Origin of the sequence: Olleya sediminilitoris, assembly GCF_016785945.1 — a bacterium.
Taxonomy (GTDB): domain Bacteria; phylum Bacteroidota; class Bacteroidia; order Flavobacteriales; family Flavobacteriaceae; genus Olleya; species Olleya sediminilitoris.
Genome location: NZ_JAEMEF010000001.1, coordinates 367,781 through 391,665, shown reverse-complemented (window position 1 = coordinate 391,665; position 23,885 = coordinate 367,781). Strand labels below are relative to the sequence as shown.

The window sequence follows — 23,885 nt, the reverse complement described above, 5'->3', positions numbered from 1 at the left end:
ATTTTTAATCAAATGATTTTTTTATAGTGTGTTCTTTTTTTGCTAATTGAAGGTCATGTTTGATCATAATTTTAACTAACTCTTCAATTGGGGTTTTACTAGAGTTCCATCCTAATAATTTGTTTGCTTTTGATGGATCACCAAGTAAAGTTTCAACTTCTGCAGGCCTAAAGTATTTTGGATCTACTTCTATTAATACTTTGCCTGTTTTTTTACATTTACCGATTTCTTCTACACCTTTACCTTCCCATATAATATCAATTCCTACTTCTTTAAATGATAATTCACTAAAGTGTCTAATTGAATATTGCTTTCCTGTTGCTATTACAAAATCTTCTGGCTCTGGGTGTTGTAACATTAGCCACATACACTCAACATAGTCTTTAGCATATCCCCAATCTCTTAACGAATCTAAATTTCCTAAATATAATTTATCTTGAGTTCCTTCCGCAATCCTAGAGGCTGCAAGGGTGATTTTTCTAGTTACAAATGTTTCCCCACGTCTTTCAGACTCATGATTAAACAAGATACCGTTAACAGCATACATACCGTAAGATTCTCTATAATTTTTTGTAATCCAATATGCGTACATTTTTGCAACTCCATAGGGAGATCTTGGATAGAAAGGAGTCGTTTCCTTCTGAGGGATTTCTTGTACTTTTCCATAAAGCTCTGAAGTAGATGCTTGATATATTCTAGTTTTCTTTTCTAACTCACATATCCTAACAGCCTCTAATAAGCTTAACGTGCCTAAAGCATCTGTTTTAGCAGTATATTCTGGCAAATCAAAAGAGACTTTAACATGCGATTGTGCTGCTAAATTATAGATTTCATCTGGTTCAATTTGCTTAACTAATCTTATTAAGTTTGAAGTATCCGTCATGTCACCATAATGAAGTGTTATTTTTCTGTTAGAGTGCAGGTCTCTAATTAACTCATCAATATACAAGTGTTCTATCCTTTCCGTATTAAAAGAAGAACTTCTTCTGATTACACCATGTACTTCATATCCTTTTTCAATTAATAACTCAGCTAAGAAAGATCCATCTTGACCAGTTATACCTGTTATTAGTGCTTTTTTTTGTTGCATTATATTCCTATTTTTTAACTAATTGGTTATGAAATTACCATAATATGGGTCAAAGATATTGTTTTTAAAGTGAAAACCAATTATTAGTCTTTCTTGTTTACTCTTAAATTAAATTAGTACTAGTGTTTATGTCATGTACGGTAGGAATTCTTCTTAAAATACAGAACGTACTTATTTGTTTTAAATATTTAGTTATGAATTAATTTTAAATAAATGTTTTAATATAATTACATTTTAGTGATGTTTTTTTCTAAACTTTTAGACCAATTTAAAATCTCTAAATCAAAGGTGTCTATTATTTTTGATTTATCCATGACGCTATATTTGGGTCTTAATGCTTTGGTTACATATTGAGCTGTAGTTATAGGTGTTAATTTGATTTTAGTATTAGTTAAATCAAAAATTTTTTGTGCGAATTCATACCATGTTGTTTCTCCTAAGTTACTGTAATGATATAAGCCGAATTTGTTTTTATCACTCCTAATTATTTTTGCTATTACGTCTGATAAATCATTCGCGTTAGTAGGTGTTCCTATTTGGTCATTAATTATACTTAACTCAGTCTTTCTAGTTGCTAAATTAAGCATTGTTTTTACAAAATTATTTTTAAATTCTGAGTAGAGCCAAGAGGTTCTAACTATATAGTACTCATTTAAAATTGATTGAATTTCTTTTTCACCTTTTAACTTCGTAGCTCCATATACACCTAAAGGGCTTGTTAAATCTGTTTCTTTATAAGGTTTTTTAGCCTTACCATTAAAAACAAAATCTGTTGATATATGAATTAATATGACCTTAAATTTTTTAGAGGCTTGAGCTAAATTTCTGGCTCCAAAGACGTTTATATTATATGCTTTGTCATTATCATCTTCTGCTTTATCAACTGCAGTATATGCAGCACAATTAATGCAATAATCAAAGTTATTGTTTTTAAAAACTTGGTTTATTTGATTAACATTAGTAATATCCAATTCTTTACTATCTAAAAAAACAAAATCTAAAGTATTTAGCTCTTTAGATTTTGTTTTTAAACATAATCCTAGTTGTCCTTTTGAACCTGTTACAAGGATTTTTTTCATTAATATAATTCTTTTATTGTTGGAAGGATTTTATCTTTCTCTGAAACAATAAATAGCTCAGGATTAAGTTTCCAGTCTATTTTTAAGTCTTGATCACTATAGATTACACCACCTTCTGATGCTTTATTATAAACATTGTCACATTTATAATTAAACATTGCTGTATCGCTTAAAACGACATAACCATGAGCAAATCCTCGAGGCACAAACAATTGTTTTTTATTGTCCGAAGACAACTCTACAGCGATGTGTTGTAAAAAGGTTTCAGAATCTTTTCGCAAATCTACTGCTACATCCAATACAAGACCATGAGTCACTCTTACTAATTTTGCTTGAGCAAATTCTCCTTTTTGAAAATGAAGTCCTCTTAAAGCACCTTTATTAGAAAACGCCTCATTGTCTTGAATAAAGTTAACGGATTTACCTATTAAAGACTCAAATTTTACTTTATTATAACTTTCAAAAAAATAACCACGATTATCACCAAATACAGTTGGCTCAAAAATATAGCAGTCTTTAAGTTTTGTTTGGACTATATTCATGAATTATTGATTTACTAAACTAATTAAATGCTCTCCATAACCACTTTTAAGTAATGGTGTTGCTAAATCTATTAATTGTTGCTTTGATATAAATCCGCTTCTATATGCCGCTTCTTCAATAGCTCCTATTTTTAGACCTTGACGTTCTTCTATAACTTGAACAAATTGTGACGCTTGCATCAAAGAATTAAATGTACCTGTATCCAACCAAGCGGTACCTTTATCCAAGATTGATACTTGTAGTTTACCTTTTTCTAAATACACTTTATTTACATCTGTAATTTCCAATTCTCCTCTATGACTTGGTTTTATATTTTCAGCTATCTGTATAACACTATTATCATAAAAATATATTCCAGGAACTGCGTAATTAGATTTTGGTTTTTGAGGTTTCTCTTCAATAGATAATGCTTTACCATTTTGATCAAAGTTTACAACACCATAACGCTCAGGGTCTGTAACATGATAAGCGTAAACTATACCTCCATCGAGATCATTATTTGATTTTAACAAATCGGATAAACCTGTTCCATAAAATATATTATCACCTAAAATTAATGCTACTTTGTCTTTACCAATAAACTCTTTCCCTATAATAAAAGCTTCCGCTAATCCGTTAGGAGCAGCTTGAACTTCATATTGAAACTCACAACCTAAATGCGAGCCATTCCCTAATAATTGTTGAAATAAGGGTAAATGATCTGGAGTTGAAATAATTAAAATCTCTCTGATACCAGCGTTAATTAAAGTCGCTAAAGGATAATATATCATGGGCTTATCGTAAATAGGCATCAACTGTTTACTTAATACTTTAGTTAATGGGTGAAGTCTAGTGCCTGAACCACCTGCAAGTATTATTCCTTTCATTTTTAACTCTTTTAATTAATATACTTCGCTAAATACCAATCTATTGTTTTCTTAATTCCAGATTCAAAATCCTCATCAGCTTTCCAACCTAATTCTTTTTCTATTTTAGATGCATCTATTGCGTATCTAAAATCGTGTCCAGGTCTATCTTTAACAAATGTTATTTGTTCTTTATAGGATTTACTAGATGGTCTAATTTTATCTAAAATTGAACATATACTGTCAACAATTGTTAAATTATTACGCTCATTTCTTCCTCCAATGTTATAAGTTTCCCCTGCTTTTCCTGTTTTATAAACTAAATCAATCCCTTTACAGTGATCAACTACATATAACCAATCTCTGATATTTTTACCATCACCATAAATTGGAATATTTTCACCTGAAATAGCTTTTTTTATAATAGTAGGTATTAACTTTTCATCATGTTGTTTTGGCCCATAATTATTAGAGCAATTTGTAGTCACTACATTCATTCCATAAGTATGAAAATAGCTTCGTACAATTAGATCTGATGATGCTTTTGAAGCACTATAAGGACTATTTGGAGCGTAAGGTGTCTCTTCTGTAAATAAACCGATTTCTCCTAAACTACCATAGACTTCATCTGTAGATATATGGTGAAAACGATTATTCTCCTTACCTTCTCTAAACTTGAAGGGAGATGTCATCCAATGTACTTTGGCAACATCAATCAAATTGAATGTTCCTGTTATATTTGTATCTATAAAAGCACTAGGATTAGTAATTGAATTATCAACATGAGACTCTGCAGCAAAATGAATCACTCCTTCAAATTGATATTTTAAAAATAATTTTTCAATTAACTCCTTATTACAAATATCCCCTTTAATAAAGGTATAATTTTTGTGATTTTCAATAGACCTTAAATTAGATAAATCTCCTGCATAAGTCAAATTATCAATGTTCACAATATTTTTTTGAGGATAACGATCTAGAAAATAATTAATATAATTAGACCCTATAAAACCTGCTCCTCCAGTTACTAATATTGTTGATTTACCCATAAAACTTAAATTACTCGTTATGTTGTTTTAAAAAACGATTTAAATTAAGTAACATAATTACAATAAAAATAAACATAAGTGTTAAAATGGGTAATGTATATTTTTTATAATCAGTCCACTCTGAAACATCGTAACCAGATGGTGGAAAATCAGATACAACATCTATAATATTTTGATTTAGGTTAAGTTCGTTTTCTAATTCTGTTTTTTCTTGTTTTAAAGAAAATAAAAGGGATGTAATCTTAGATTCATCAACTAATAATTCGTTTGGTTGGGAATTACCCATATAAAAATTTGTACCATTACTTCCTTTAGAATTCACAGATTTGTCAGACTCTTTAATTCTAATTGATAAATAACTATTATTTAAAGAGTCAAGTTTGTTTATTTGACTTTTTAAATCAGTGATTTTAGCCTTGATATTTATAATATTTATATTTTTTAGAGAATCTAAATATGGGTTTTTTCTTAAAAAGGCAATAAAATTATTTTTTAAATTTTTATAAATATTTTTATCTGTTGATAAAACAGCTAATTTATGAGCTGTAAAACTATAATTGTTTAAACCCTTTAAATAATCTTTAAAAGTTGACTTTAATTTTGAAACGGAATCTAATGTTGACCTATATTCAATATACATTTCCATTTGCGTATTTTTGTCAATATCAGGAACTATGTAAAAGTTTTTTATGTGACTAGCTTGTTCTTCTGTTATTTTTAATTGTCTTGCTATTTCCTTACTATCATGGTCTATTGATGCTAACTGTTTAAGATTTCGTATATTTTCATAAACTTGTCTAGTTGAATTAAAGTTTGTTTCGATAAACATATTAGCTCCATAATAATTTTCTTTATAACTATCTATTAAACAACCTAAAGAAAAACTTAGAATTAATCCTAAAGCGTACCATTTAGCAGAAGCAAATAAGTGTTTTAGAATAGCTATAATCAATTTATAAATAGTCATTACAATCTTCTCAAAGAAAGAATAAACTTTACCAAAAGCACTCCCTATTAAGTTAAAAAAGACTAATAAATCTACTTCTTCTGATTTATTATTATCGTTCTTGTTAGGTGATTCTTGACTCATTTTGTTTATAATTATTAATTAAATATTTGTTGTAAGATTTTTCTTGTAATTAGATAGGTTGGTTTGACACCAGAGGTTCCTAATCCTCCAGATGCTAGAGTACCTCCAGTTTCTAATGGGTTATCACTAGCGTAATAAGCATACCTTACTTTAACATCAGGACTTATACTAGCTCTAACTTTTGATGCTGCTTGTATGGCTTTTTGATAATGCGCTCCTTCCATTTCTAGTCCAATAACATTCCATGTTGAATTATAAAAGAATTTTAAAATATCCTTATTTTGTAAAGATGTTCCTAATACAGTTATCATTGATCCTTCAAAAACCTCAACACCTTGACCTTCTAAATCAGATTTACAAAGTTCGTTTTTAAATGGATAATTATCTGCTGTACCTTCAAAAATATGAGCAGAAGGAATCATAATATCACCTTTTCCGCCTTCTAAAATTCCTGCTTTTCCCATTATAGAAATAGACTCGATATTTAAATGCGTTTTTTTATCTTCATCAGTAAAAGGCTTTAAAAACTCGTCAATAGTTTCATAAGCTTGTTCACCAAAAGCATAATCCATCACAAAAAGTACAGGTGCTTCTGATTTATTATCTTGCTTAGGTAGATTTAAATCTGTTTTAGATAAGTCTATTTTTGAAGTATCAAAAATCTGAACATCAATATTTGTTCCTGATGTATCTTTAATATAAATCATCCCTTGCTTTTCAGCTTTTTGGATCACTTTATTTCGTAAGGCTTTATTATCACTTTGACTTAATGCTTCATAAACCTTAAAAATTTCTGATTTAGAGGTTTCTGCTTTTAAGGCTATTGGTGCGTAAAGCGTATTCATTACACTATGTAAATTTGCACTAATAATATGGATTGGTCTTTCTAAAAGCCCTTCTTTTTTAAGTGTTTCTTTTATTGTATTTGCCCAAATTTCGCCATGAATATGGTGTCCTAAACGCTCTCTTAAAACAGGGCTAAACGTTACAGTACGTTTATTATTACTAACCACTTCTTCAATAGCTAATTTACCTAACCAATATACAATTTGTAATAAACGTTCTGGTTTATTTGGAAGTGCAAATACATTGTATACACTTGATAACTCTTTAAACGTACGACCTAAAATATTAGCAGTATGTGTGATTGCTATTTCGCGTTCTTTTTGGGTTAACTTTTTCTTGTTAAGTACTGCAGCTTCTAATTTTTGCCAATCACGTGTAGTAGAACCGTTATCATCAATAATAACGCGTTTGCTTATTTTATGAGACTCGACAAATAAAAAGGTTAAGTGGGTTAAAATATCGTAGATTTCAGAGCGTCCTCTTGTAATCTCAATATTCATTTGCTCATCGTCAATTCTGTAACAATTTCTTCTACGTTTAGGTGGAATTATTGATTCAAAATGAGAGTCTTTATAACCTTCATCACTGGTTAAATTTATAAATCGGCATTCTTCAATACCATGAGGTAACCTGTCTACAACGTAAAGTAAGCCTTCAAGTTCTGCCTTTTCGTCAGCAATAGATCCATAAATTTCTGGTCTAAGCACTAATAATGCTTCTCTTAAGGTCTCTCCAGACACACCCATTGGCTTATAAAAACCTCTATTAAACAAGTGACGCATAGTTATATACATGCGTTCTATTGCATTTGAGCTTTCTTGAGCTCTCGTTCTTTCATGTTTCTTTATCATGCTACTCATATGGAATATTTAACGTTCAAAGATAATATTATTTAGGTAATAAATACCCTTTTAAAGCGTCTGCAATTTTACGATCATTGGCAAGACGTGGTATTTTATTTTGTCCTCCTAATTTTCCTATTGACTTCATATAGTTTTGAAATCCATTTTTTTCGACTTTACTAATCTGTAAAGGTTGCAGAACTTTGCCTGCTATTAAATCAAAATAGTAACTGTTTTGTTGTTGTAAAGACTGGTCTATTTTTTTTGCTAAAGCGGAAAGATCTTCAGGTTGATTTTCAAATTCTATAAACCATTCATGATATGGTAAACCTGACTTTGGGTTAATTTGAGGTGCAACTGTAAATTCGTTAATTCTAATATTTGTGTTTGCTGTTGCTTCTTTTATAGCTTGTTCTACTTCTTTACCAATAACGTGTTCGCCAAAAGCAGAAATAAAATGTTTTATACGTCCAGATACAATAACTCTATAAGGTTTTGTGTCTGTAAACATAACTGTATCACCAATATTATAAGCCCAAAGTCCAGCATTTGTTGAAATTAACATAACATAATTTACGCCAACCTCAACATCTTTAATGGTGATACGTTTTGGATTATCATCAAAAAACTCGTCCGCTTTTACAAACTCATAAAACATACCAGAATCCAATTGAAGTAACATCCCTTTTTGGTTTTGTTTATCTTGATATGCAAAAAAACCTTCGCTTGCTGGATATAATTCTATACTATCAACTTTACGACCTATTAGATTTTCAAATTTAGCTCTGTAAGGTTCGTAATTAACACCTCCGAAAATAAAAAGATTGAAATTTTTAAATATATCTCCAACCTTTTTACCTGTTTTAAGCTGTAGTTTTTCAAAATACATTTGTACCCAAGATGGAATTCCTGAGATGATAGACATATCTAAATTGACTGTCTCTTCTACAATTGCATCTACTTTAGTTTCCCAATCGTCAATACAATTAGTTTCCCAAGAAGGCATTCTATTTTTTTGTAAATATTTTGGAACATAATGTGCAACAATACCTGACAAACGACCTAACTGAATTCCGTTTTGCTCTGTAAGTATTGGGCTTCCTTGTAAAAAAATCATTTTACCATCTACAAATTTAGCGTTACCAGTTTCATGTATATATAACAGTATCGCATTTCTAGCTGCATTTACATGATTAGGCATACTTTGCTTGGTTAATGGTATGTATTTTGCTCCTGAGGTTGTTCCTGAGGTTTTAGCAAAATAAATAGGTTTTCCTTTCCAAAGCACATCTTCTTCTCCTGCAACTACACGATCTACGTAAGGTTTTAAGGCTTCGTAATCTCTTATCGGAACTCGGTTAACAAAGTCTTGGTAGGTATTGATACTTACAAAATCGTGATCTTTACCAAAAGCGGTCTGAGTTGCTTCGCTTATTAATTCTTTAAAGACTTTATCTTGAGTTTCAATAGGGTTGTTGGCCCATTTTTGAACTTTTTTATATATGCGTTTTGCAAAGGGTTTTGCTAAAGCTGCTTTTATTGATAGCATTATTTAAAATCTATAAAATTAGTTGGGTTTACTGAATAACCATCACTCCATAATTCAAAATGTAAATGAGGTCCTGTAGTTAATTCTCCTGTATTACCAGACGTTGCAATTACCTCTCCTGCTTTAACTAAATCACCTTGTGCTTTAGTTAAAGAAGCATTATGCTTGTAAACAGATATTAGTCCATTACTATGCTCTAGAATAATTACAAAACCTGTTTGTGCTGTCCATTCTGCAAAAATTACTGTTCCATCTGCTGTGGCTTTAATTGGTGTGTCTTTAGCTAAAACAACATCTACAGCAAAATGCTTGGTTTTACTGTTATAGCTTTGGCTTATGGTACCACTTGCTGGTGGAAATAGTACAAAGTTTGCTCTTGATGTAGCAGTTTCAAATAAATTATATTTATCCTCTTTATCTACTTTTTGTCTTAATAACGAATCTTCTTTGATTGGACTTAAGTCAATCTGACTTGCTTCTAATTTTGCTGCTTGTATTATTGAGTCTCTGTCAAATTGCACAGTACTTACTTCGCCTTTTAATACTTGTTTTATTGAAGCAAAATATTTTTCGTTTAAATCAATAACACGTTGTAAAGAGTCTGTTTTAGAACTTAATTTAACCGCTTTCTTTTTAAGTGAAGTAGAAGAATATCCAGGTATGTATTCTTTTAAAGGCGTAAATGCTATTAAAATAGTAGTAAATACAATTAATATAATTGCCGATAATGTACCTATTATAAATACATTTAACCGGTTTAAATTAAGAGATAAGCGCTCTTCAAAAGTATCTTCGTTTAATATTACTAAGCGATATCTGTGAAGTAATTTCTTCTTAATTTTTTTAGATTTTTTTTCGGGTTTTGTCATATTAAAAACAAAAGTAAATAAAATTTAGTCTAACAGCTTTAGCTAAAGCTAAAGTTAATGTTTTAACGTTATTATTAAAGTTTAATTATTAACTTTGTGATCTAAATTTAAAGTTATGATTTCAGCAAGTATATTTTTAGCAATTGGACCTTGGCAAATAGCTGTAGTAGTCGTTTTAGTATTACTATTATTTGGAGGAAAGAAAATCCCTGAATTAATGCGTGGTCTAGGTAGCGGAATTAAAGAATTTAAAGACGCTAGTAAAGAAGAAGAAACCAACGATAAAAAGTAATTTTATTACTTATTTTTATAAAAAAACCCAATGCTATGCGTTGGGTTTTTTTATATCCTAAATTGAAGTTTTAAGTTGTTACTTATTTATTTTTAGTGATTTAATAATAGACTCTAACTCTAATACGTAATCACGTTTATTAACAGATGGTGCAAAAGTAAAGCCTTCAATAACTATATAACGGTTATTGATTTTGTCTTCTATTAAATAATTTAAAAATGGTCCTGCGTTGTATGTACCTTCAATATCCCAAGTACTTCTTACTTCAAATGCTGGTTTATTATCTATTATTGTTTTAAATAAAAACGGTGTGTAAGCTTCTTCAGTTTTCATGTAAGAACCTTCAACTGGTCCTGGAATGTACTTTTTACCAACGCTGTCTCTAATTTTTATCACCTGTTGTATAATATCACCTTCTTTATTGATAGCCTCTAACGGAATTGGATAAACCATAAAGTTATTGGTACCTGTAGTTAGGTTTTTTCTAATCCAGAAAAAAGAACCATCTTCTTTTGCTACTCTATAAGCAGAAGGAAATTTAAGCGTTAATCCTAAGACTTTTTCAATATTATTATTTACGTGTGGTGATTTTAAAGTTAATGCTTGACGCGCCTTTATTTCTTGGTTTTTAAAGGTCTCTAATATCTTTTCTTTATTCGTTTTTAAAACCTTGATAATATCTGCATTGTCTTTACCTTTTACTGCTATTAATTTTTGAGGCTTTGCATATGGGTTATTAGCTATTTTAATATCAGACGGTTCTCCTAATTCTACTTTTAAAACAATTCTGTTTTGAGTTGCAAACCCTGTAAATACTTGAGGCGGAATTTGATTAATATCAAACATTGGTTCTTGTTGTGGTAATCCTGGAACTACAGTTGTTAAAATGTCTCTAACCACATCTCCAACTTGTCCTTTCCATAATTGATTATCAATAACAACATTAACATTGTATAAATTCCCTGATGATTTTGGGACTATACGTTGGTTGCTTTTTGATCCTTCATTGCACGATAAAAATGTTACAACTAATACTAATAATACAGCTATTTTTTTCATTTCAATATGTTGTTTAAAAAGCGACTTATCCTTTTGAGATAATTAACTTCATTCCTGGTTTTAATCTAGTACCACTAATATCGTTCCAATCTTTAATATTTTGAATAGAAACTCCTGCAAATTTTTGAGAAATACTCCATAAACTGTCTCCTTGTTGGACTGTATAGGTTTTTCCTTTTAGCATTTTTGCCTTTTTATTATTTGAGGCTGTTGCTTTAGATCTACTAACTGGCACTCCGTTTCTTGGATAAATTGTTAAACGTTGACCAATTTTAAGGTTGTTGTTACGTAAGCCATTCCATTGTTTAATTTGACTGACTCTAACTCCAAATTTTCTGGCAATTTTTCCTAAATAATCACCTTGCTTAACTCTGTATCTTGTTTTTGCATCTGCATTTTGAAATTTAGGTAATGGTTTTTCACGCTTATCAAGTTCTGCTTTAGCATGCGCATACAATTGGTCTTCGTTATTAACAAAAGCTCCAATAATATTACGTGGTAATCTTAAGGTGTAATTTTTACCTTTAATAAAAGGAATGATATCTAATTTGTATGCTGGATTTAAAAACTGAAGTGTTTCAATTTTAACACCTGTGTACTCTGATACTTGATCTAAAGTAATCATTTGTTTAACGTGGATAGTATCTGTTTCAATTAAATGAAACTCTGGTTTATGTTGAACAAAACCATGTTCTTTAGCATATTCAAAAATATACATTGTTGCTAAAAAAGCAGGAACATAACCTGCTGTTTCACGTGGAAGATTTGGTCTGATATTCCAGTAATTTTTATATCCACCAGAACGTCTAATGGCTTTACTTACATTACCTGGTCCAGAATTATAAGCTGCTAAAGCCAAGTCCCAATCTCCAAATAATTTATAAAGTTTAGATAAGTATCTTGAAGCTGCTATAGTTGCTTTAATAGGGTCACTACGCTCATCTACATAACTACTTACATCTAGTCCATACTCTTTACCTGTAGCAAACATAAATTGCCATAAACCTGTTGCTCCTACTCTAGATCTAGCACGTGGTTTTAGGGCTGACTCTACAATTGCTAGATATTTCATTTCTAAAGGAATGTCATAATTATCTAACTCGCGTTCAAACATTGGAAAGTAATAGTTACTTAATCCCATTAAACGCTCAAAAGATTGATGACGATTTTTTAAAAATGATTTAATAACATTTTCTAAACCAGGATTATACTCGACATTAAAAGGAGTTCTAGCATTTAAGCGCTGTAATCTTGCTTTTAATGTGTCTGTAGTTAACTCTGGATAATAAACTGCTTTATATTTTAAATTAGAAACGTCTCTGTATATTGTATCAAATAATGTGTTACTATACAGCTCATCCAACCATTCTTTATCAATCTTAGCTGCAAAATCGTGATCTTGTAAACCTTTTGATAAGTCTACTGTTTGAACAGCTTTTATGGCTTTTTTAAAATAAGTTTGACCATCAATAATCGTATCGATTACATAATCCTGACCTTCTTCTAGTTGGTCCTGTTTAAGTCTTGTTTGTTGTTGTATAGTGTCTTGAGAATACCCAATAGTAGCCACTATACAGAGTAAAAAGAAAATTATATATGTTTTTATTTGCTGCATTTATGTCTTGTTTATATAAAAATAACGTGTTAAAGCGGTCTATTATTCTAAAATAGCAGCAATACCTGGTAAAGTTTTACCTTCTAGGCTTTCTAACATTGCTCCTCCACCTGTACTTACGTAGCTTACTTTATGCTCAAAACCAAATTGTTTAACAGCTGCAACAGAGTCTCCTCCTCCGACTAATGAAAACGCTCCATTTTTAGTAGCCTCTGCAATCGAGTTACCTAACTCAATGGTTCCGTTTGCAAATGTTTCCATTTCAAAAACACCCAAAGGTCCATTCCAAAGAATAGTTTTACATTGCATTACCACATCATGAAACATCGCTTTTGACTTTGGTCCAGCATCTAAACCTTGCCATCCATCTGGTATTTTAGTAACGTCTATAACTTGCGTATCTGCATCATTACTAAATGCATTTGCTGCAAGTACATCTACTGGTAAATGTATTTGAACGTTTTTAGCTTTGGCTTGTTTTAAAATATCTAATGCTAAGTCCATTTTATCGTCTTCACAAATAGAATCTCCAACACTACCACCTTGCGCTTTTATAAAAGTAAAAGTCATACCTCCACCTATGATTAAATGGTCTACTTTATCTAAAATATTTTCGATAATTGTAATTTTTGAAGATACTTTTGCTCCTCCAAGAACAGCTAATACTGGTTTTTCGCCAGTTTTCATTACTTTATCAATACTTTTAATTTCTTGCTCTAAAAGGCTTCCAAAACATTTATTTTCTGGAAAAAACTGAGCGATAATAGTTGTTGATGCATGAGCCCTATGCGCTGTACCAAAAGCATCATTTACGTAAATATCTCCAAGTTTGGCTAATTTTTCCGCGAAAGCGACATCACCTTTTGACTCTTCTTCATGAAAACGTAAGTTTTCTAAAATCAAAATTTTACCTGGTTCTAACTTTGCTGCAGCTGCTTCCGCCTCTTCACCAATACAATTAGATACAAAAGTGGTTTCGACACCAATAATATCTTCTACTTTATCTACAATATGTTGTAATGAAAACTCATCTTGAACACCTTTTGGTCGTCCTAAATGTGACATTAAAATACAACTTCCTCCATCTTCAAGAATCTTGATTATTGTTGGTTTTGCTGCTTGGATTCTGGTAGCGTCTGTGACATTAAAATTAGCGTCTAATGGTACATTAAAGTCTACACGGATTAATGCTTTTTTATTTTTAAAATTGAAGTCGTTTAGTGTTTTCATTTTTATGTGTTTATATGTTTAGTCTAGGTTTGCTTTTAACACCCAAGTGTCTCTATATCTGTAATTAGTTTTTAAATCTTCTGCATAATTAAAGGCTTCTTCAGCAGAATCACTACGTAATAAATACACGTAATTCCAACTGTTTTTTGGATTTATAAAAGCATTAGCTTTGAAGCCTTTTTTTATTAAATTTGAGGTCCATTTTCCTGCTAAAATTGCTTCAGAAAACACACCTGTTACGACGTAATAACCACCTTCAATACCTGAAATTATAGTAGATTTTTTATTTTTCAAGTATTTATACGCTTTAGAGCTAAGTCCGCGTTTATTGTATTTATATGGCTTACGTTTCTTTTTGGTATTATAACTTGGATTAGATTCTGGTTGTGATCTGACAATTTCTGGTGATACAGATGCATTTTTACTAGCATTTGGATTGTTTTCTTGGACAATATCGTCAAAATAGGTTTGTGCAATTTCTGTCTGAAAGGCTGTAAAATAAAGATAAAATCTATCCGATTGCGTTTTTAGTCTCAAGGTTGTTTGACTAGTACTGTTGTTAATTATAGAGTTATTGTAATTAGGAATATCTAAGGTTGCAATATCAAATCCAAGAGTGTTTTCACTATTTGGATATCTATCTCTGTTTTTAATACTATTATTTGTTATTGAACTATTAAAAAAGTTTTGTTGGTAACGCGCACCATTACTTAAGGATTGAAAACTTCCATCCTGTTGTTTTATAATAGCAAATTGGTCTCCTTCTAAAGCTGCATCACCTTCTAAGGCAGATAAAACGACTTTGGTTTTTACGTCTCCTTTTTCGACAGATTTAAAATTATTAAAATTAATATCTAAAGGTTCTTCTTTATTAATTAAAGCAAAACCATGATAAGTAGAAATATATTTAGGGTTATCTGTTGGTGCCTGATATATAACGTATAACATCCATCCACCAGCACTTCCTCCAGATAAATAACCTTCTGTAGCTTTTATATTGGCTACAATATAATCTCCTGGGACTTGATCGGATTGTTTTAATACATTTGTGACATTGGCATAACACACATAAGGTGAGTTGATAGCATGTGTCTTATTTGAAGCTCCATCATAAATAACTTCTCCTTTAATATCTTGATAAGTTTGATTGGGTAGCTTAAATTTTACTTGGTTGATAATTTCAGATCGCTCACCATTTCCTTTATAAATATAATTTCCTTTTTGCGCTTTACGCGACCCTTTTTCGTAGGCATACGTTGCAGTCCAATATAATCCTGCGTAAGCAATTTTTTTAAAATTATTTGGTAATTTTAATGTGGCTTGACTAGAGTTAAAAGTTTCGGTATTCCTATCTATATCTACATAACGCATTTTAGTGTCATCATTATTGACTAACATATTATTAAATGCATCTTTATCGTCATCACTTAATATATTATTACCAATAACAGCAACGTCTCCAAAAATATAAAATTCGTTTTGGGCTTTAAAAGCAACACCGTCAGTAAACAAGCTATCTTTTTGAGTAGTTTGTTGTGCATTAACAGGACTTAAACCTATTACACAAAATAGTAACCCTAAAACCCTTTTCATTTTAAAATTTAAAACCGTTAATATTCTTCAAATATATACAAATAGTGCGATACTATAAATTTGTACTACAAAATCAATCTTAAATAAAAATAGTTTTTAATTATCAAGAAAACTATATTTGCCTATGCTTTTTAGTAATATTTTAGGATTAAATCACATTAAAAAACACTTGACTACAAGTGCAGATCATGGACGCATACCTCATGCTCAACTATTTATTGGTCCTGAAGGTTCTGGTACCTTACCAATGGCTATTGCATATGCGCAATATATATTGTGTAAAAATACATCTGGAGAAAACACCAATGGTAACCAAGCGTGTAATGTAAAGTTTGATAATTTATCTCATCCTGATTTACATTTTGCTTTTCCCGTTACGACTACAGATAAGGTTAAAAGACACCCAGTATCCTCTCAGTTTTTAGAAGAATGGAGAAAGTTGTTAAAAGAGCAACCTTATGGTAATTTATTTGATTGGTATCGTTTACTTGGTGTAGACAATAAACAAGGTCAAATTGGTGTGGATGAAGCTTTGGATATTGTTAAAGCCTTAAGTCTAAAATCCTACGAAGGCGGTTATAAAGTCATGCTTATTTGGATGGCTGAAAAAATGAATACCCAAGCTGCAAATAAGCTATTAAAACTAATTGAAGAACCACCAAATAATACTTTTTTTTTACTAATTGCTGAAGATGAAGAGCAAATTATAAATACTATTAGATCACGTTGTCAAATACTACATTTTCCACCTTTAGCTGAAGATGATATTAAAGCTGGTATTATTAAACAGTATAATTTAGACGAAACTACAGCTACAAAAATTGCACATCAAGCCGACGGAAACTATAACAAAGCTTGTGATTTGGTGTATCACGATAGTGAAGACGATCAATTTGAAAAATGGTTTATTTTTTGGATTCGTGCTGCTTTTAAAGCAAAAGGAAACAAAGGAGCTATTCATGATTTGATTGGATGGAGTGAAGATATTGCTAAAACAGGAAGAGAAACTCAAAAACAATTTTTAAACTTTTGTTTAGACTTTTTTAGACAAGCTATGTTACTAAATTATGGTGCTTCAGAGTTGGTATATTTTGAAACTAAAACTGAAAATTTTGATCTTTCAAAGTTTGCTCCTTTTGTACATAATAACAATATTTTAGATATTTCTAAAGAATTAAATGATGCCATTTACCACATTGAACGTAATGGAAATTCTAAAATCATTCTTACGGATCTTAGTATAAAATTGACACGATTACTTCATGCAAAAAAGGAGTAACAACACCTCAAAACAGCATTTTTTTGTCATAATAAATCCTGTTTCTGGAAATAGACAAGGTGTAAAAGTATGGCAAAACATCAAGCTAAAATTTGAAGATAACTTTACTATTAATTATCAGTTTACAGACTATCCTAAACATGAAACACAAATTGCTAAACAAGCTGTAAGTAAAGGGTTTAGACAATTTATTATTATTGGAGGAGATGGTACTTTAAGTAATTTTATTGATGGTGTGTTTAACCAAAAAACAGTTGATACAAAAGAGATTACTTTTGGTATAATACCAATTGGTACTGGTAATGATTGGATTAAAACATATTCAATTTCAAAAAAAACTAATAAAGCTTTACAAACCATTATAGATGGTAATACAACAACTCAAGATATTGGTTGTATTAGCTATCATAATAACAATTTACCCAACAAATATTTTATAAATGTTGCTGGTATTGGTTATGATGGATTGGTTGTAGATATTGTAAAATCAAAACGCACTTTAGGAATACTTACCTATGCTATTGGAGCAATAAAAGCATTATTCAGATTTAAACTTTTTGAGACCACAATTACTACAAAATCAACCTCTACAACATATAACGATTGCTTTATTATACAATTAGGTATTTGTAAGTACACAGGATCTGGTATGCAATTAACCAAAGAGGCCAATCCACAAGATGGACTTTTGGATATTTCGGTTGGAGTTAATTTTTCAAAAAGAACAATACTCTTTAATGCACTAAAATTATATAACGGAAAAATACTAGATTTGGATAAAGTAACGACTTATAAAACCGATAAATTAAGTATAGACTTTAACAATATAACACCTCATTTTCAAGCAGATGGAGAACAACTACAACCTGGAGCAATCCATGTAAATGTAGTACCAAACGCTATAAATTTTTATAAATAAAACTTCAAAACGTGGCTAATTTATTAAACAATATTACTGAAATCATTTTACTATTATTTTTAGCAATTACATTTTTACAATCAGGAGTAGACAAAGTTTTAGACTGGAAAGGAAACGTAAGTTGGTTAAAAGAACATTTTTCTGAAACTTTTATGGCCAATATGGTTCCTTTTAACCTATCTATCATATTAATAATTGAAACTATTGCAGGCATTTTAGCACTTATCGGAATAGTAACCATACTTATAGATGGTAATACAGTTTATGGCTTTTATTCGGCTATTTTAAGCGCTATAACCTTGTTATTATTATTATTTGGCCAACGTGTTGCAAAAGACTACGATGGAGCGCGTACAATTGTGATCTATTTTATACCAACTATTATGACTTTATACCTTTTAAAGTAATTTTAACAAGGTTTCATATTTACTTTAAAAATCTGTTTTTTTAAAAATAATCTTTTGTCATTAAGGTTTTGTTTTGCATGTAAGCATCATAAAATTATTGGAGAGAAACACATAAATATAACACATTTCTTTTGATTTATCAAATATAATTATTTGATTTTCAGTTACTTGGTTGCTGATTTCAAAAATTATATAATTACTATTCCCAACTAAAATATTAATATTTTATATAGATTTTTAGCTGTTTTAGTTGTTGAATTCAGATCAAGGATTTACTGATTTTTAGTATTTTTTTATGCATATTATAATACATAAACGACAATATTTTTAGGTGGATTTTTTAAAATTTCATACTGAAATAATTCACTTATTTCAGTATGAAAAGCAATAAAAACTATCCTTATTGTTACCGAAATTAAATATTTCTGTTTCGTTAATTATAAATGCATCTATATTTTTGAGAAATTATATGGAGTAATATCAAAACCGAAAGTATAATCACTAACAGAAAAACGCAGCTGATTATCTAATTTAGAAGAGGTCAATCAGATAGAAAAAAGTTGTTTTCAGATCATATTTTTGAGCTAAATTTCCAAAATTTTTCAAGTTTAACGTTAGAAATTTATATTTATTACCTTCTAAAATCGAGTCCCTTCCAAAACAATTATGATAATATATATACTTAGTTTTTAATGGTTTAGACATTTTAAAATTATCAAAACTTAATACTTCAACCCACTTCTAAAACGATATACCCAACCAGTAAGATTACCACCTTAAAACAAAAGCCTGAAAACCATTAAGATTGACTACAGTGAAATTACAATTAATATTTGAAGCTTTATTTAATATTGTAATAACAATCATAAACAGTCTTTTGAGCAAAAAATTAGTCTTTGCTCAATCTAGTAAGAGTTTTTAGTTAATATTTTAATATTTATCATCAAGAAGCTTAAGTTTAATATTATAAATTGTAGATCTGTTACGTTGTCTTTCGTCTTGGGTTTAATATTATGCGTTCTCCTCTCTCCTATTTCTCTTTATATAACTATAAGTAATAGACCAAAATAATACTGTATTTACTATACTAGTGTTGTTATTTGGTGATTTTAATGAAGATCAACTTAATAAAAACGTTGAATTATCATCATCTATATCAACTTGTAATATGTCAAAATCAACGCTGGTTGATAAATTGTCATTGTATACATCATAACATTTTTACTTAATACATTTTACCAATTACCTCTCTATAACCGTAGATATAAAATTTATTAAACAAAATAAATATTGTTACTTAAACTAAAAGGACTGATAAAAAACAAAAAAAGGCGACTAACTTTTGTTAATCGCCTTTTTTAATAGGATAAAAATCTTATTTTTTATATTCGGTATCTAAGCCTTCAATAATAGTTTTTGATAAATCAAATTCTTCTTTACCAAATAATACAGATGGTCCAGCTTCACTTGTACCTAGAATGTAATCATAACCATTAGTTTTACCATAATTGCTTACATATTTTTTCACTTTACTAATTAACGAATCCATGTCTTTTTGAAATGGTTCAGAAATTTGTTGTTGCTCATACTGAAGTTGTTGTTGTAATAATTGTTGCTTTTGACCTAACTCATCATATTTAGCTTGTGCTTTTTTAGCAGACATACTTTGAGCTTCTATTTGAAACTTTTGAGCTTCCATTTGAAATGCTTTTCCTAAGCTATCTCTTTTGGTATTAAATTTATCAAGAGTAGATTTATAACTTGCTTCTAAATCTACTTTTTCTTGAATCTTATTAATTACTTCTCCATTATCAATAAAAGCTATTTTTTGTTTTTGACACGATGTAAAAACTAAAGACACAATTACTAATCCAATTATTTTTTTCATTTTGATTATTTTTTAATTCGAGCAAATGTAAATAATAAAACAAATCAATTTTAAATTATTGACAGATTTTAGCTCAAATAGGGAAATCTTATAGCCAAATATTGAGATTATAAGAAAATCTTATCAAAATTGACCTCAAATAAAGCTTTTTAAGCGACTTTTAAAAAAAGCTAATGTGATTATGCGTTTACACACAAAATCCATTAACAACAATTCTTATTTTAATTATTTATTGTTTTTTAGCACATAAATGAGTGAAGAATACTCTCCAGAACGCTTTGCTTTAGCATTTGACCTAAAACCAGTCCAAAATGCGCTGAACAAATTCATACTTCCATTTTTGTATTTTTCAGATAAAAGGCTAACATAATACGAATCAAAAACCATTGGTTTTATATTTTGTATAGTCATATTTATAGATGAAAACAGTTTAGAAATAGATTTTTTATCGAAATGCCACAAATGTCTTGGTACATCATAAGCTGCCCAAAACTGTTTATAATGGTTTGCATCGTAACTTTTATAGTTAGGAACTGCAATTATTAATACACCATTTGGCTTAAGTAAGTCTTTTAAAATACTAATTTGAGACTCTAAATTAGGAATATGTTCTAAAACATGCCATAAAGTAATAACATCAAAACTATGTTTTTTATACGTTTTAATGCCTTCAGAATCCAAAACAGACTGTTTAGTTTTACTATTTGCTATACTCCTAGCCTCTGAGTTTGGCTCTATTCCTGATACATTCCATCCTTTATTTAACGCAGATTTTAAAAAATCTCCTGTACCACAACCAAAATCTAAAAGTTTTTTTTGATCAGTTTTAAACGAATTTATTAGCTTTAGTTTACGTTTTAAAGACACTTCTCTGATACTATGATATACTTTTTCAAACAAATTTCGTTTAGAATCTGTATGAGAAATATAGTCTTCTGTTTGATAATATTCAGGTAATTTAGCAATAGATGGCTTAGGAATTGTCTCTAAAAACCCATAAGATTCATTCTGTATTAACTGAAAAACTTCCCCAGAAACAGAATAATCTTTAACTTCAATGAACATATTTTGATTGATTGTATTACTCATTTTTAATATTTTCTATTAGAATACCTCTTTAAAAAGCATCTATTTAATCTTGTTTAAATTAATATTTATTGAACTATTTGTACTTAATTTGAGTTTAGTCTATTAAAAAAAAGCTTTGTTTTCTTAATTAATATTCTAAAATTAATACTCTTAATCTCAATTTCAAAACCAAAATTAGTATCTATTTTGTAATAATCAAGTTTAAAATACTAGTTTTTATGTAGCATATATCATATAAAAACAGAATTATAAATAAGATAAAAAGACTTCTTTTTACATGTTTTTGTAATGAAAAACGTCATAAAATCGTTTTAGTTTTCCATTAAAATCATATAAAAACAACCTCTATCCCACTCTTTTTTTACTTGTTTTTAATATTAATAAATAGAATAAACCATCTATTTTTTAAACCAAAACATTAAATATATAATTAAAAAAAGAATAGCAAAACTACTTTTAAAAGTCTTTTTAATTCTAAAAATAATACTATTTCAACCTGTATTTATGCTCAGAGATTAATTAAAAACAACTTCAAGAGGCTAGATTTTTATCAATATAAAGTCTACTTTCCGTTTAAAAAAACATATAAATTAGAGTTAAAAAGCTTAAAATACTTATCACTTTCACACTCCATTTAAACATAAAAATCATTATAATTAATATGTATTTTACACTTATTTCAATAAAACAAAACAGTAAAATCAGATACAAACAGAAGGCATTTTATAGTTAAATTTAACTGTAAAACAAAAAAAAGGGCTAACGTTCCACGTGGAACGTTAGCCCTTTTTTAATAAAATTATCGTCCCATATAGACAAGTAAAACAGAAATATCTGATGGAGAAACTCCACTAATTCTTGATGCTTGAGATATGGTAACAGGTTGTATTTTATTTAATTTTTCTCTTGCTTCAAGACTCATAGATTGCAGTTTTGAGTAGTCAAAATTAGCTGGAATTTTTATATTTTCCAACCTAGATAACTTGTCAGCATTACTTTTTTCTTTAGCAATATAACCTGAATATTTAACCTGAATTTCGGTCTGTTCAATAACCTCACGATCCAAATTATTACCATTTATATACTCAGAAACCGATGCTATTTTCTTCATATCTTCGATACCAATATTTGGTCTAGCAAACATTTTAAACATCTTATCCTGCTGTCTAATAGCAGCTGAATTCTTAGCTTCTAAGACTGGATTAATCTCTTTTGGAGTAACACTAGTATCTCTAAAAAACTGTACAAACTGCTCCGCAGACTGATGCTTCTCCTCCATTCTTTTAAGACGTTTATCAGAAGCTAATCCTAAATCATAACCTTTTGGAGTTAATCTGATATCAGCATTATCTTGACGTAACAAAGTCCTATACTCTGCTCTAGAGGTAAACATACGATAAGGCTCTTCTGTACCTTTAGTAATTAAATCATCCACTAAAACACCTATATAAGCTTCGTCTCTTTTTAAGATAAACGGATCACGTTCTTGCACTTTTAAAGCAGCATTTATACCAGCCATCAAACCTTGAGATGCAGCTTCCTCATATCCTGTGGTTCCATTTATTTGACCAGCAAAATACAACCCATCAACTAATTTAGTTTCTAGTGTATGCTTTAATTGTGTAGGTGGAAAATAATCATATTCTATTGCATAACCAGGTCTAAAAAATTTCACATTTTCAAAACCAGCAACAGAACTTAAAGCTTTAAATTGAACATCTTCAGGTAGGGAAGTTGAGAAACCATTTATGTAATATTCAACAGTATTCCAACCCTCAGGTTCAACAAATAATTGATGCCTGTCTTTATCTGCAAAACGATTTATTTTATCTTCAATAGAAGGACAATATCTTGGACCCAAACTTTTAATTCGACCATTAAACATTGGCGAACGATCAAAACCTTCTCTCAACAAATCATGCACTTTATTACTCGTGTAAGACATATGACAAGACCGTTGTTGTGTTAACGGTTTTGTAGTATCTAAATAAGAAAACTTTTCAGGATTAACATCTCCTGGTTGTTCTACCATTTTTGAAAAATCTAAAGATCGTCCATCAACTCTTGGAGGTGTTCCAGTTTTCATTCTACCAGATTCAAAACCTAAATTCACAAGCTGTTCTGTAATTCCAGTTGCAGCTCTTTCTCCTGCTCTACCTCCACCAAAATTTTTATCTCCAATATGAATTAATCCATTTAAAAAAGTTCCATTAGTTAAGACAACAGTTTTAGATTTTATCTTCACACCAAGTGATGTTGTAACACCACAAACTTTTCCGTTTTCAACAATTAAACCAGAAACCATTTCTTGATAGAAATCTAAATTTTTAGTTTGCTCTAATAACAACCTCCAATCTTCAGCAAAACGCATTCTGTCACTTTGGACTCTTGGACTCCACATTGCAGGTCCTTTAGATTTATTCAGCATTTTAAATTGAATAGCTGACGTGTCACTCACAATTCCTGAGTAGCCACCAAGCGCATCAATCTCTCTTACAATTTGTCCTTTTGCAATTCCACCCATTGCAGGATTACAAGACATCTGTGCAATGTTTTGCAAATTCATGGTAATAAGCAAAGTCTTGCTTCCCATGTTAGCTGCAGATGCTGCTGCTTCACTTCCTGCATGTCCAGCTCCAACAACTATTACATCGTAAACTTCGTTAAACATAATTTTAATTTATTTAAATAATGGATAGGTTATTTTTTTTA

Annotated in this window: 20 protein-coding genes; 4 read left to right on the top strand and 16 right to left on the bottom strand. The window is 29.8% G+C overall.

Annotated features, from left to right (window positions below; all coding sequences use genetic code 11):
- Nucleotides 1–4 precede the first annotated feature (4 nt).
- The 9 genes from gmd to JAO71_RS01685 form a co-directional block, all read right to left on the bottom strand.
- Nucleotides 5–1,090: a GDP-mannose 4,6-dehydratase gene (gene gmd / locus JAO71_RS01725; protein ID WP_054852285.1), complete on the bottom strand. Its 1,086-nt coding sequence runs from the start codon at nt 1,088–1,090 to the stop codon at nt 5–7.
- A 227-nt stretch (nt 1,091–1,317) separates the two neighbouring features.
- Nucleotides 1,318–2,169, bottom strand: coding sequence for a dTDP-4-dehydrorhamnose reductase (rfbD, locus tag JAO71_RS01720; protein ID WP_054852286.1), 852 nt, complete (start codon nt 2,167–2,169; stop codon nt 1,318–1,320).
- Complete coding sequence (gene rfbC, locus JAO71_RS01715; RefSeq protein WP_054852287.1) at nt 2,169–2,711, bottom strand: dTDP-4-dehydrorhamnose 3,5-epimerase; 543 nt, start codon at nt 2,709–2,711, stop codon at nt 2,169–2,171. The genes rfbD and rfbC overlap by 1 nt, the downstream gene beginning before the upstream one ends.
- Before the next feature lie 3 nt (nt 2,712–2,714).
- Nucleotides 2,715–3,578, bottom strand: a complete 864-nt coding sequence (gene rfbA / locus JAO71_RS01710) for a glucose-1-phosphate thymidylyltransferase RfbA (protein WP_116823789.1) — start codon at nt 3,576–3,578, stop codon at nt 2,715–2,717.
- Nucleotides 3,579–3,589: 11 nt separating this feature from the next.
- Complete coding sequence (gene rfbB, locus JAO71_RS01705) at nt 3,590–4,606, bottom strand: dTDP-glucose 4,6-dehydratase (protein ID WP_116823788.1); 1,017 nt, start codon at nt 4,604–4,606, stop codon at nt 3,590–3,592.
- Nucleotides 4,607–4,616: 10 nt separating this feature from the next.
- On the bottom strand, nt 4,617–5,696 hold the full coding sequence (locus JAO71_RS01700) for a hypothetical protein (protein ID WP_116823787.1): 1,080 nt from the start codon (nt 5,694–5,696) through the stop codon (nt 4,617–4,619).
- A 14-nt stretch (nt 5,697–5,710) separates the two neighbouring features.
- Nucleotides 5,711–7,402: a DUF6909 family protein gene (locus tag JAO71_RS01695; protein WP_116823786.1), complete on the bottom strand. Its 1,692-nt coding sequence runs from the start codon at nt 7,400–7,402 to the stop codon at nt 5,711–5,713.
- 28 nt (nt 7,403–7,430) lie between these two features.
- Nucleotides 7,431–8,933, bottom strand: coding sequence for a GH3 auxin-responsive promoter family protein (locus JAO71_RS01690; protein WP_116823785.1), 1,503 nt, complete (start codon nt 8,931–8,933; stop codon nt 7,431–7,433).
- On the bottom strand, nt 8,933–9,802 hold the full coding sequence (locus JAO71_RS01685; protein ID WP_028606661.1) for a M23 family metallopeptidase: 870 nt from the start codon (nt 9,800–9,802) through the stop codon (nt 8,933–8,935). The genes JAO71_RS01690 and JAO71_RS01685 overlap by 1 nt, the downstream gene beginning before the upstream one ends.
- Before the next feature lie 115 nt (nt 9,803–9,917).
- Here JAO71_RS01685 and tatA point away from each other — a divergent pair, with 115 nt between their 5' ends.
- On the top strand, nt 9,918–10,094 hold the full coding sequence (tatA, locus tag JAO71_RS01680) for a twin-arginine translocase TatA/TatE family subunit (RefSeq protein ID WP_028288844.1): 177 nt from the start codon (nt 9,918–9,920) through the stop codon (nt 10,092–10,094).
- A 78-nt stretch (nt 10,095–10,172) separates the two neighbouring features.
- On the opposite strand, the gene JAO71_RS01675 is transcribed toward tatA, so the two are convergent.
- From JAO71_RS01675 to JAO71_RS01660, 4 genes are read right to left on the bottom strand one after another with little or no spacing between them, the layout of a single operon-like run.
- Nucleotides 10,173–11,153, bottom strand: a complete 981-nt coding sequence (locus JAO71_RS01675) for a DUF4837 family protein (RefSeq protein WP_116823784.1) — start codon at nt 11,151–11,153, stop codon at nt 10,173–10,175.
- Nucleotides 11,154–11,178: 25 nt separating this feature from the next.
- Entirely contained in the window at nt 11,179–12,768 is a 1,590-nt protein-coding gene (locus JAO71_RS01670; protein ID WP_028288846.1) for a lytic transglycosylase domain-containing protein, read from the bottom strand.
- 42 nt (nt 12,769–12,810) lie between these two features.
- On the bottom strand, nt 12,811–13,998 hold the full coding sequence (locus JAO71_RS01665; protein WP_028288847.1) for a phosphoglycerate kinase: 1,188 nt from the start codon (nt 13,996–13,998) through the stop codon (nt 12,811–12,813).
- A gap of 18 nt (nt 13,999–14,016) precedes the next feature.
- Complete coding sequence (locus JAO71_RS01660; RefSeq protein ID WP_116823783.1) at nt 14,017–15,591, bottom strand: hypothetical protein; 1,575 nt, start codon at nt 15,589–15,591, stop codon at nt 14,017–14,019.
- Between the two features lie 124 nt (nt 15,592–15,715).
- Between JAO71_RS01660 and JAO71_RS01655 the strand changes: the two genes are divergently transcribed.
- The 3 genes from JAO71_RS01655 to JAO71_RS01645 are packed head-to-tail and all read left to right on the top strand — an operon-like array spanning nt 15,716 to nt 18,196.
- Nucleotides 15,716–16,870, top strand: coding sequence for a DNA polymerase III subunit (locus tag JAO71_RS01655; RefSeq protein ID WP_202998524.1), 1,155 nt, complete (start codon nt 15,716–15,718; stop codon nt 16,868–16,870).
- Nucleotides 16,854–17,789 (top strand): diacylglycerol/lipid kinase family protein, encoded by a 936-nt coding sequence (locus tag JAO71_RS01650; RefSeq protein WP_116823781.1) that lies wholly within the window; start codon nt 16,854–16,856, stop codon nt 17,787–17,789. The genes JAO71_RS01655 and JAO71_RS01650 overlap by 17 nt, the downstream gene beginning before the upstream one ends.
- Before the next feature lie 11 nt (nt 17,790–17,800).
- Nucleotides 17,801–18,196 (top strand): DoxX family membrane protein, encoded by a 396-nt coding sequence (locus tag JAO71_RS01645; RefSeq protein ID WP_116823780.1) that lies wholly within the window; start codon nt 17,801–17,803, stop codon nt 18,194–18,196.
- 1,375 nt (nt 18,197–19,571) lie between these two features.
- On the opposite strand, the gene JAO71_RS01640 is transcribed toward JAO71_RS01645, so the two are convergent.
- The 3 genes from JAO71_RS01640 to mnmG all read right to left on the bottom strand — a co-directional run bounded on the left by JAO71_RS01640 (nt 19,572) and on the right by mnmG (nt 23,844).
- Nucleotides 19,572–20,084, bottom strand: a complete 513-nt coding sequence (locus JAO71_RS01640) for an OmpH family outer membrane protein (protein ID WP_054852306.1) — start codon at nt 20,082–20,084, stop codon at nt 19,572–19,574.
- 225 nt (nt 20,085–20,309) lie between these two features.
- Nucleotides 20,310–21,173, bottom strand: a complete 864-nt coding sequence (locus tag JAO71_RS01635; RefSeq protein ID WP_202998523.1) for a class I SAM-dependent methyltransferase — start codon at nt 21,171–21,173, stop codon at nt 20,310–20,312.
- Nucleotides 21,174–21,972: 799 nt separating this feature from the next.
- Nucleotides 21,973–23,844 carry a tRNA uridine-5-carboxymethylaminomethyl(34) synthesis enzyme MnmG gene (gene mnmG / locus JAO71_RS01630; RefSeq protein WP_202998522.1) on the bottom strand — a complete coding sequence of 624 codons (1,872 nt, stop codon included), beginning with the start codon at nt 23,842–23,844 and terminating at the stop codon, nt 21,973–21,975.
- Between the last annotated feature and the right edge of the window lie 41 nt (nt 23,845–23,885).

What these genes read in the sequence shown, in the direction of transcription:
- JAO71_RS01675 (WP_116823784.1), bottom strand. Translation starts at nt 11,153, where the DNA reads ATGAAAAAAATAGCTGTATTATTAGTATTAGTTGTAACATTTTTATCG.
- rfbC (WP_054852287.1), bottom strand. Translation starts at nt 2,711, where the DNA reads ATGAATATAGTCCAAACAAAACTTAAAGACTGCTATATTTTTGAGCCA.
- rfbB (WP_116823788.1), bottom strand. Translation starts at nt 4,606, where the DNA reads ATGGGTAAATCAACAATATTAGTAACTGGAGGAGCAGGTTTTATAGGG.
- mnmG (WP_202998522.1), bottom strand. Translation starts at nt 23,844, where the DNA reads ATGTTTAACGAAGTTTACGATGTAATAGTTGTTGGAGCTGGACATGCA.
- JAO71_RS01665 (WP_028288847.1), bottom strand. Translation starts at nt 13,998, where the DNA reads ATGAAAACACTAAACGACTTCAATTTTAAAAATAAAAAAGCATTAATC.
- JAO71_RS01670 (WP_028288846.1), bottom strand. Translation starts at nt 12,768, where the DNA reads ATGCAGCAAATAAAAACATATATAATTTTCTTTTTACTCTGTATAGTG.
- JAO71_RS01695 (WP_116823786.1), bottom strand. Translation starts at nt 7,402, where the DNA reads ATGAGTAGCATGATAAAGAAACATGAAAGAACGAGAGCTCAAGAAAGC.
- tatA (WP_028288844.1), top strand. Translation starts at nt 9,918, where the DNA reads ATGATTTCAGCAAGTATATTTTTAGCAATTGGACCTTGGCAAATAGCT.
- JAO71_RS01685 (WP_028606661.1), bottom strand. Translation starts at nt 9,802, where the DNA reads ATGACAAAACCCGAAAAAAAATCTAAAAAAATTAAGAAGAAATTACTT.
- JAO71_RS01690 (WP_116823785.1), bottom strand. Translation starts at nt 8,933, where the DNA reads ATGCTATCAATAAAAGCAGCTTTAGCAAAACCCTTTGCAAAACGCATA.
- rfbA (WP_116823789.1), bottom strand. Translation starts at nt 3,578, where the DNA reads ATGAAAGGAATAATACTTGCAGGTGGTTCAGGCACTAGACTTCACCCA.
- JAO71_RS01700 (WP_116823787.1), bottom strand. Translation starts at nt 5,696, where the DNA reads ATGAGTCAAGAATCACCTAACAAGAACGATAATAATAAATCAGAAGAA.
- JAO71_RS01650 (WP_116823781.1), top strand. Translation starts at nt 16,854, where the DNA reads ATGCAAAAAAGGAGTAACAACACCTCAAAACAGCATTTTTTTGTCATA.
- JAO71_RS01660 (WP_116823783.1), bottom strand. Translation starts at nt 15,591, where the DNA reads ATGAAAAGGGTTTTAGGGTTACTATTTTGTGTAATAGGTTTAAGTCCT.
- gmd (WP_054852285.1), bottom strand. Translation starts at nt 1,090, where the DNA reads ATGCAACAAAAAAAAGCACTAATAACAGGTATAACTGGTCAAGATGGA.
- rfbD (WP_054852286.1), bottom strand. Translation starts at nt 2,169, where the DNA reads ATGAAAAAAATCCTTGTAACAGGTTCAAAAGGACAACTAGGATTATGT.
- JAO71_RS01635 (WP_202998523.1), bottom strand. Translation starts at nt 21,173, where the DNA reads ATGAGTAATACAATCAATCAAAATATGTTCATTGAAGTTAAAGATTAT.
- JAO71_RS01655 (WP_202998524.1), top strand. Translation starts at nt 15,716, where the DNA reads ATGCTTTTTAGTAATATTTTAGGATTAAATCACATTAAAAAACACTTG.
- JAO71_RS01640 (WP_054852306.1), bottom strand. Translation starts at nt 20,084, where the DNA reads ATGAAAAAAATAATTGGATTAGTAATTGTGTCTTTAGTTTTTACATCG.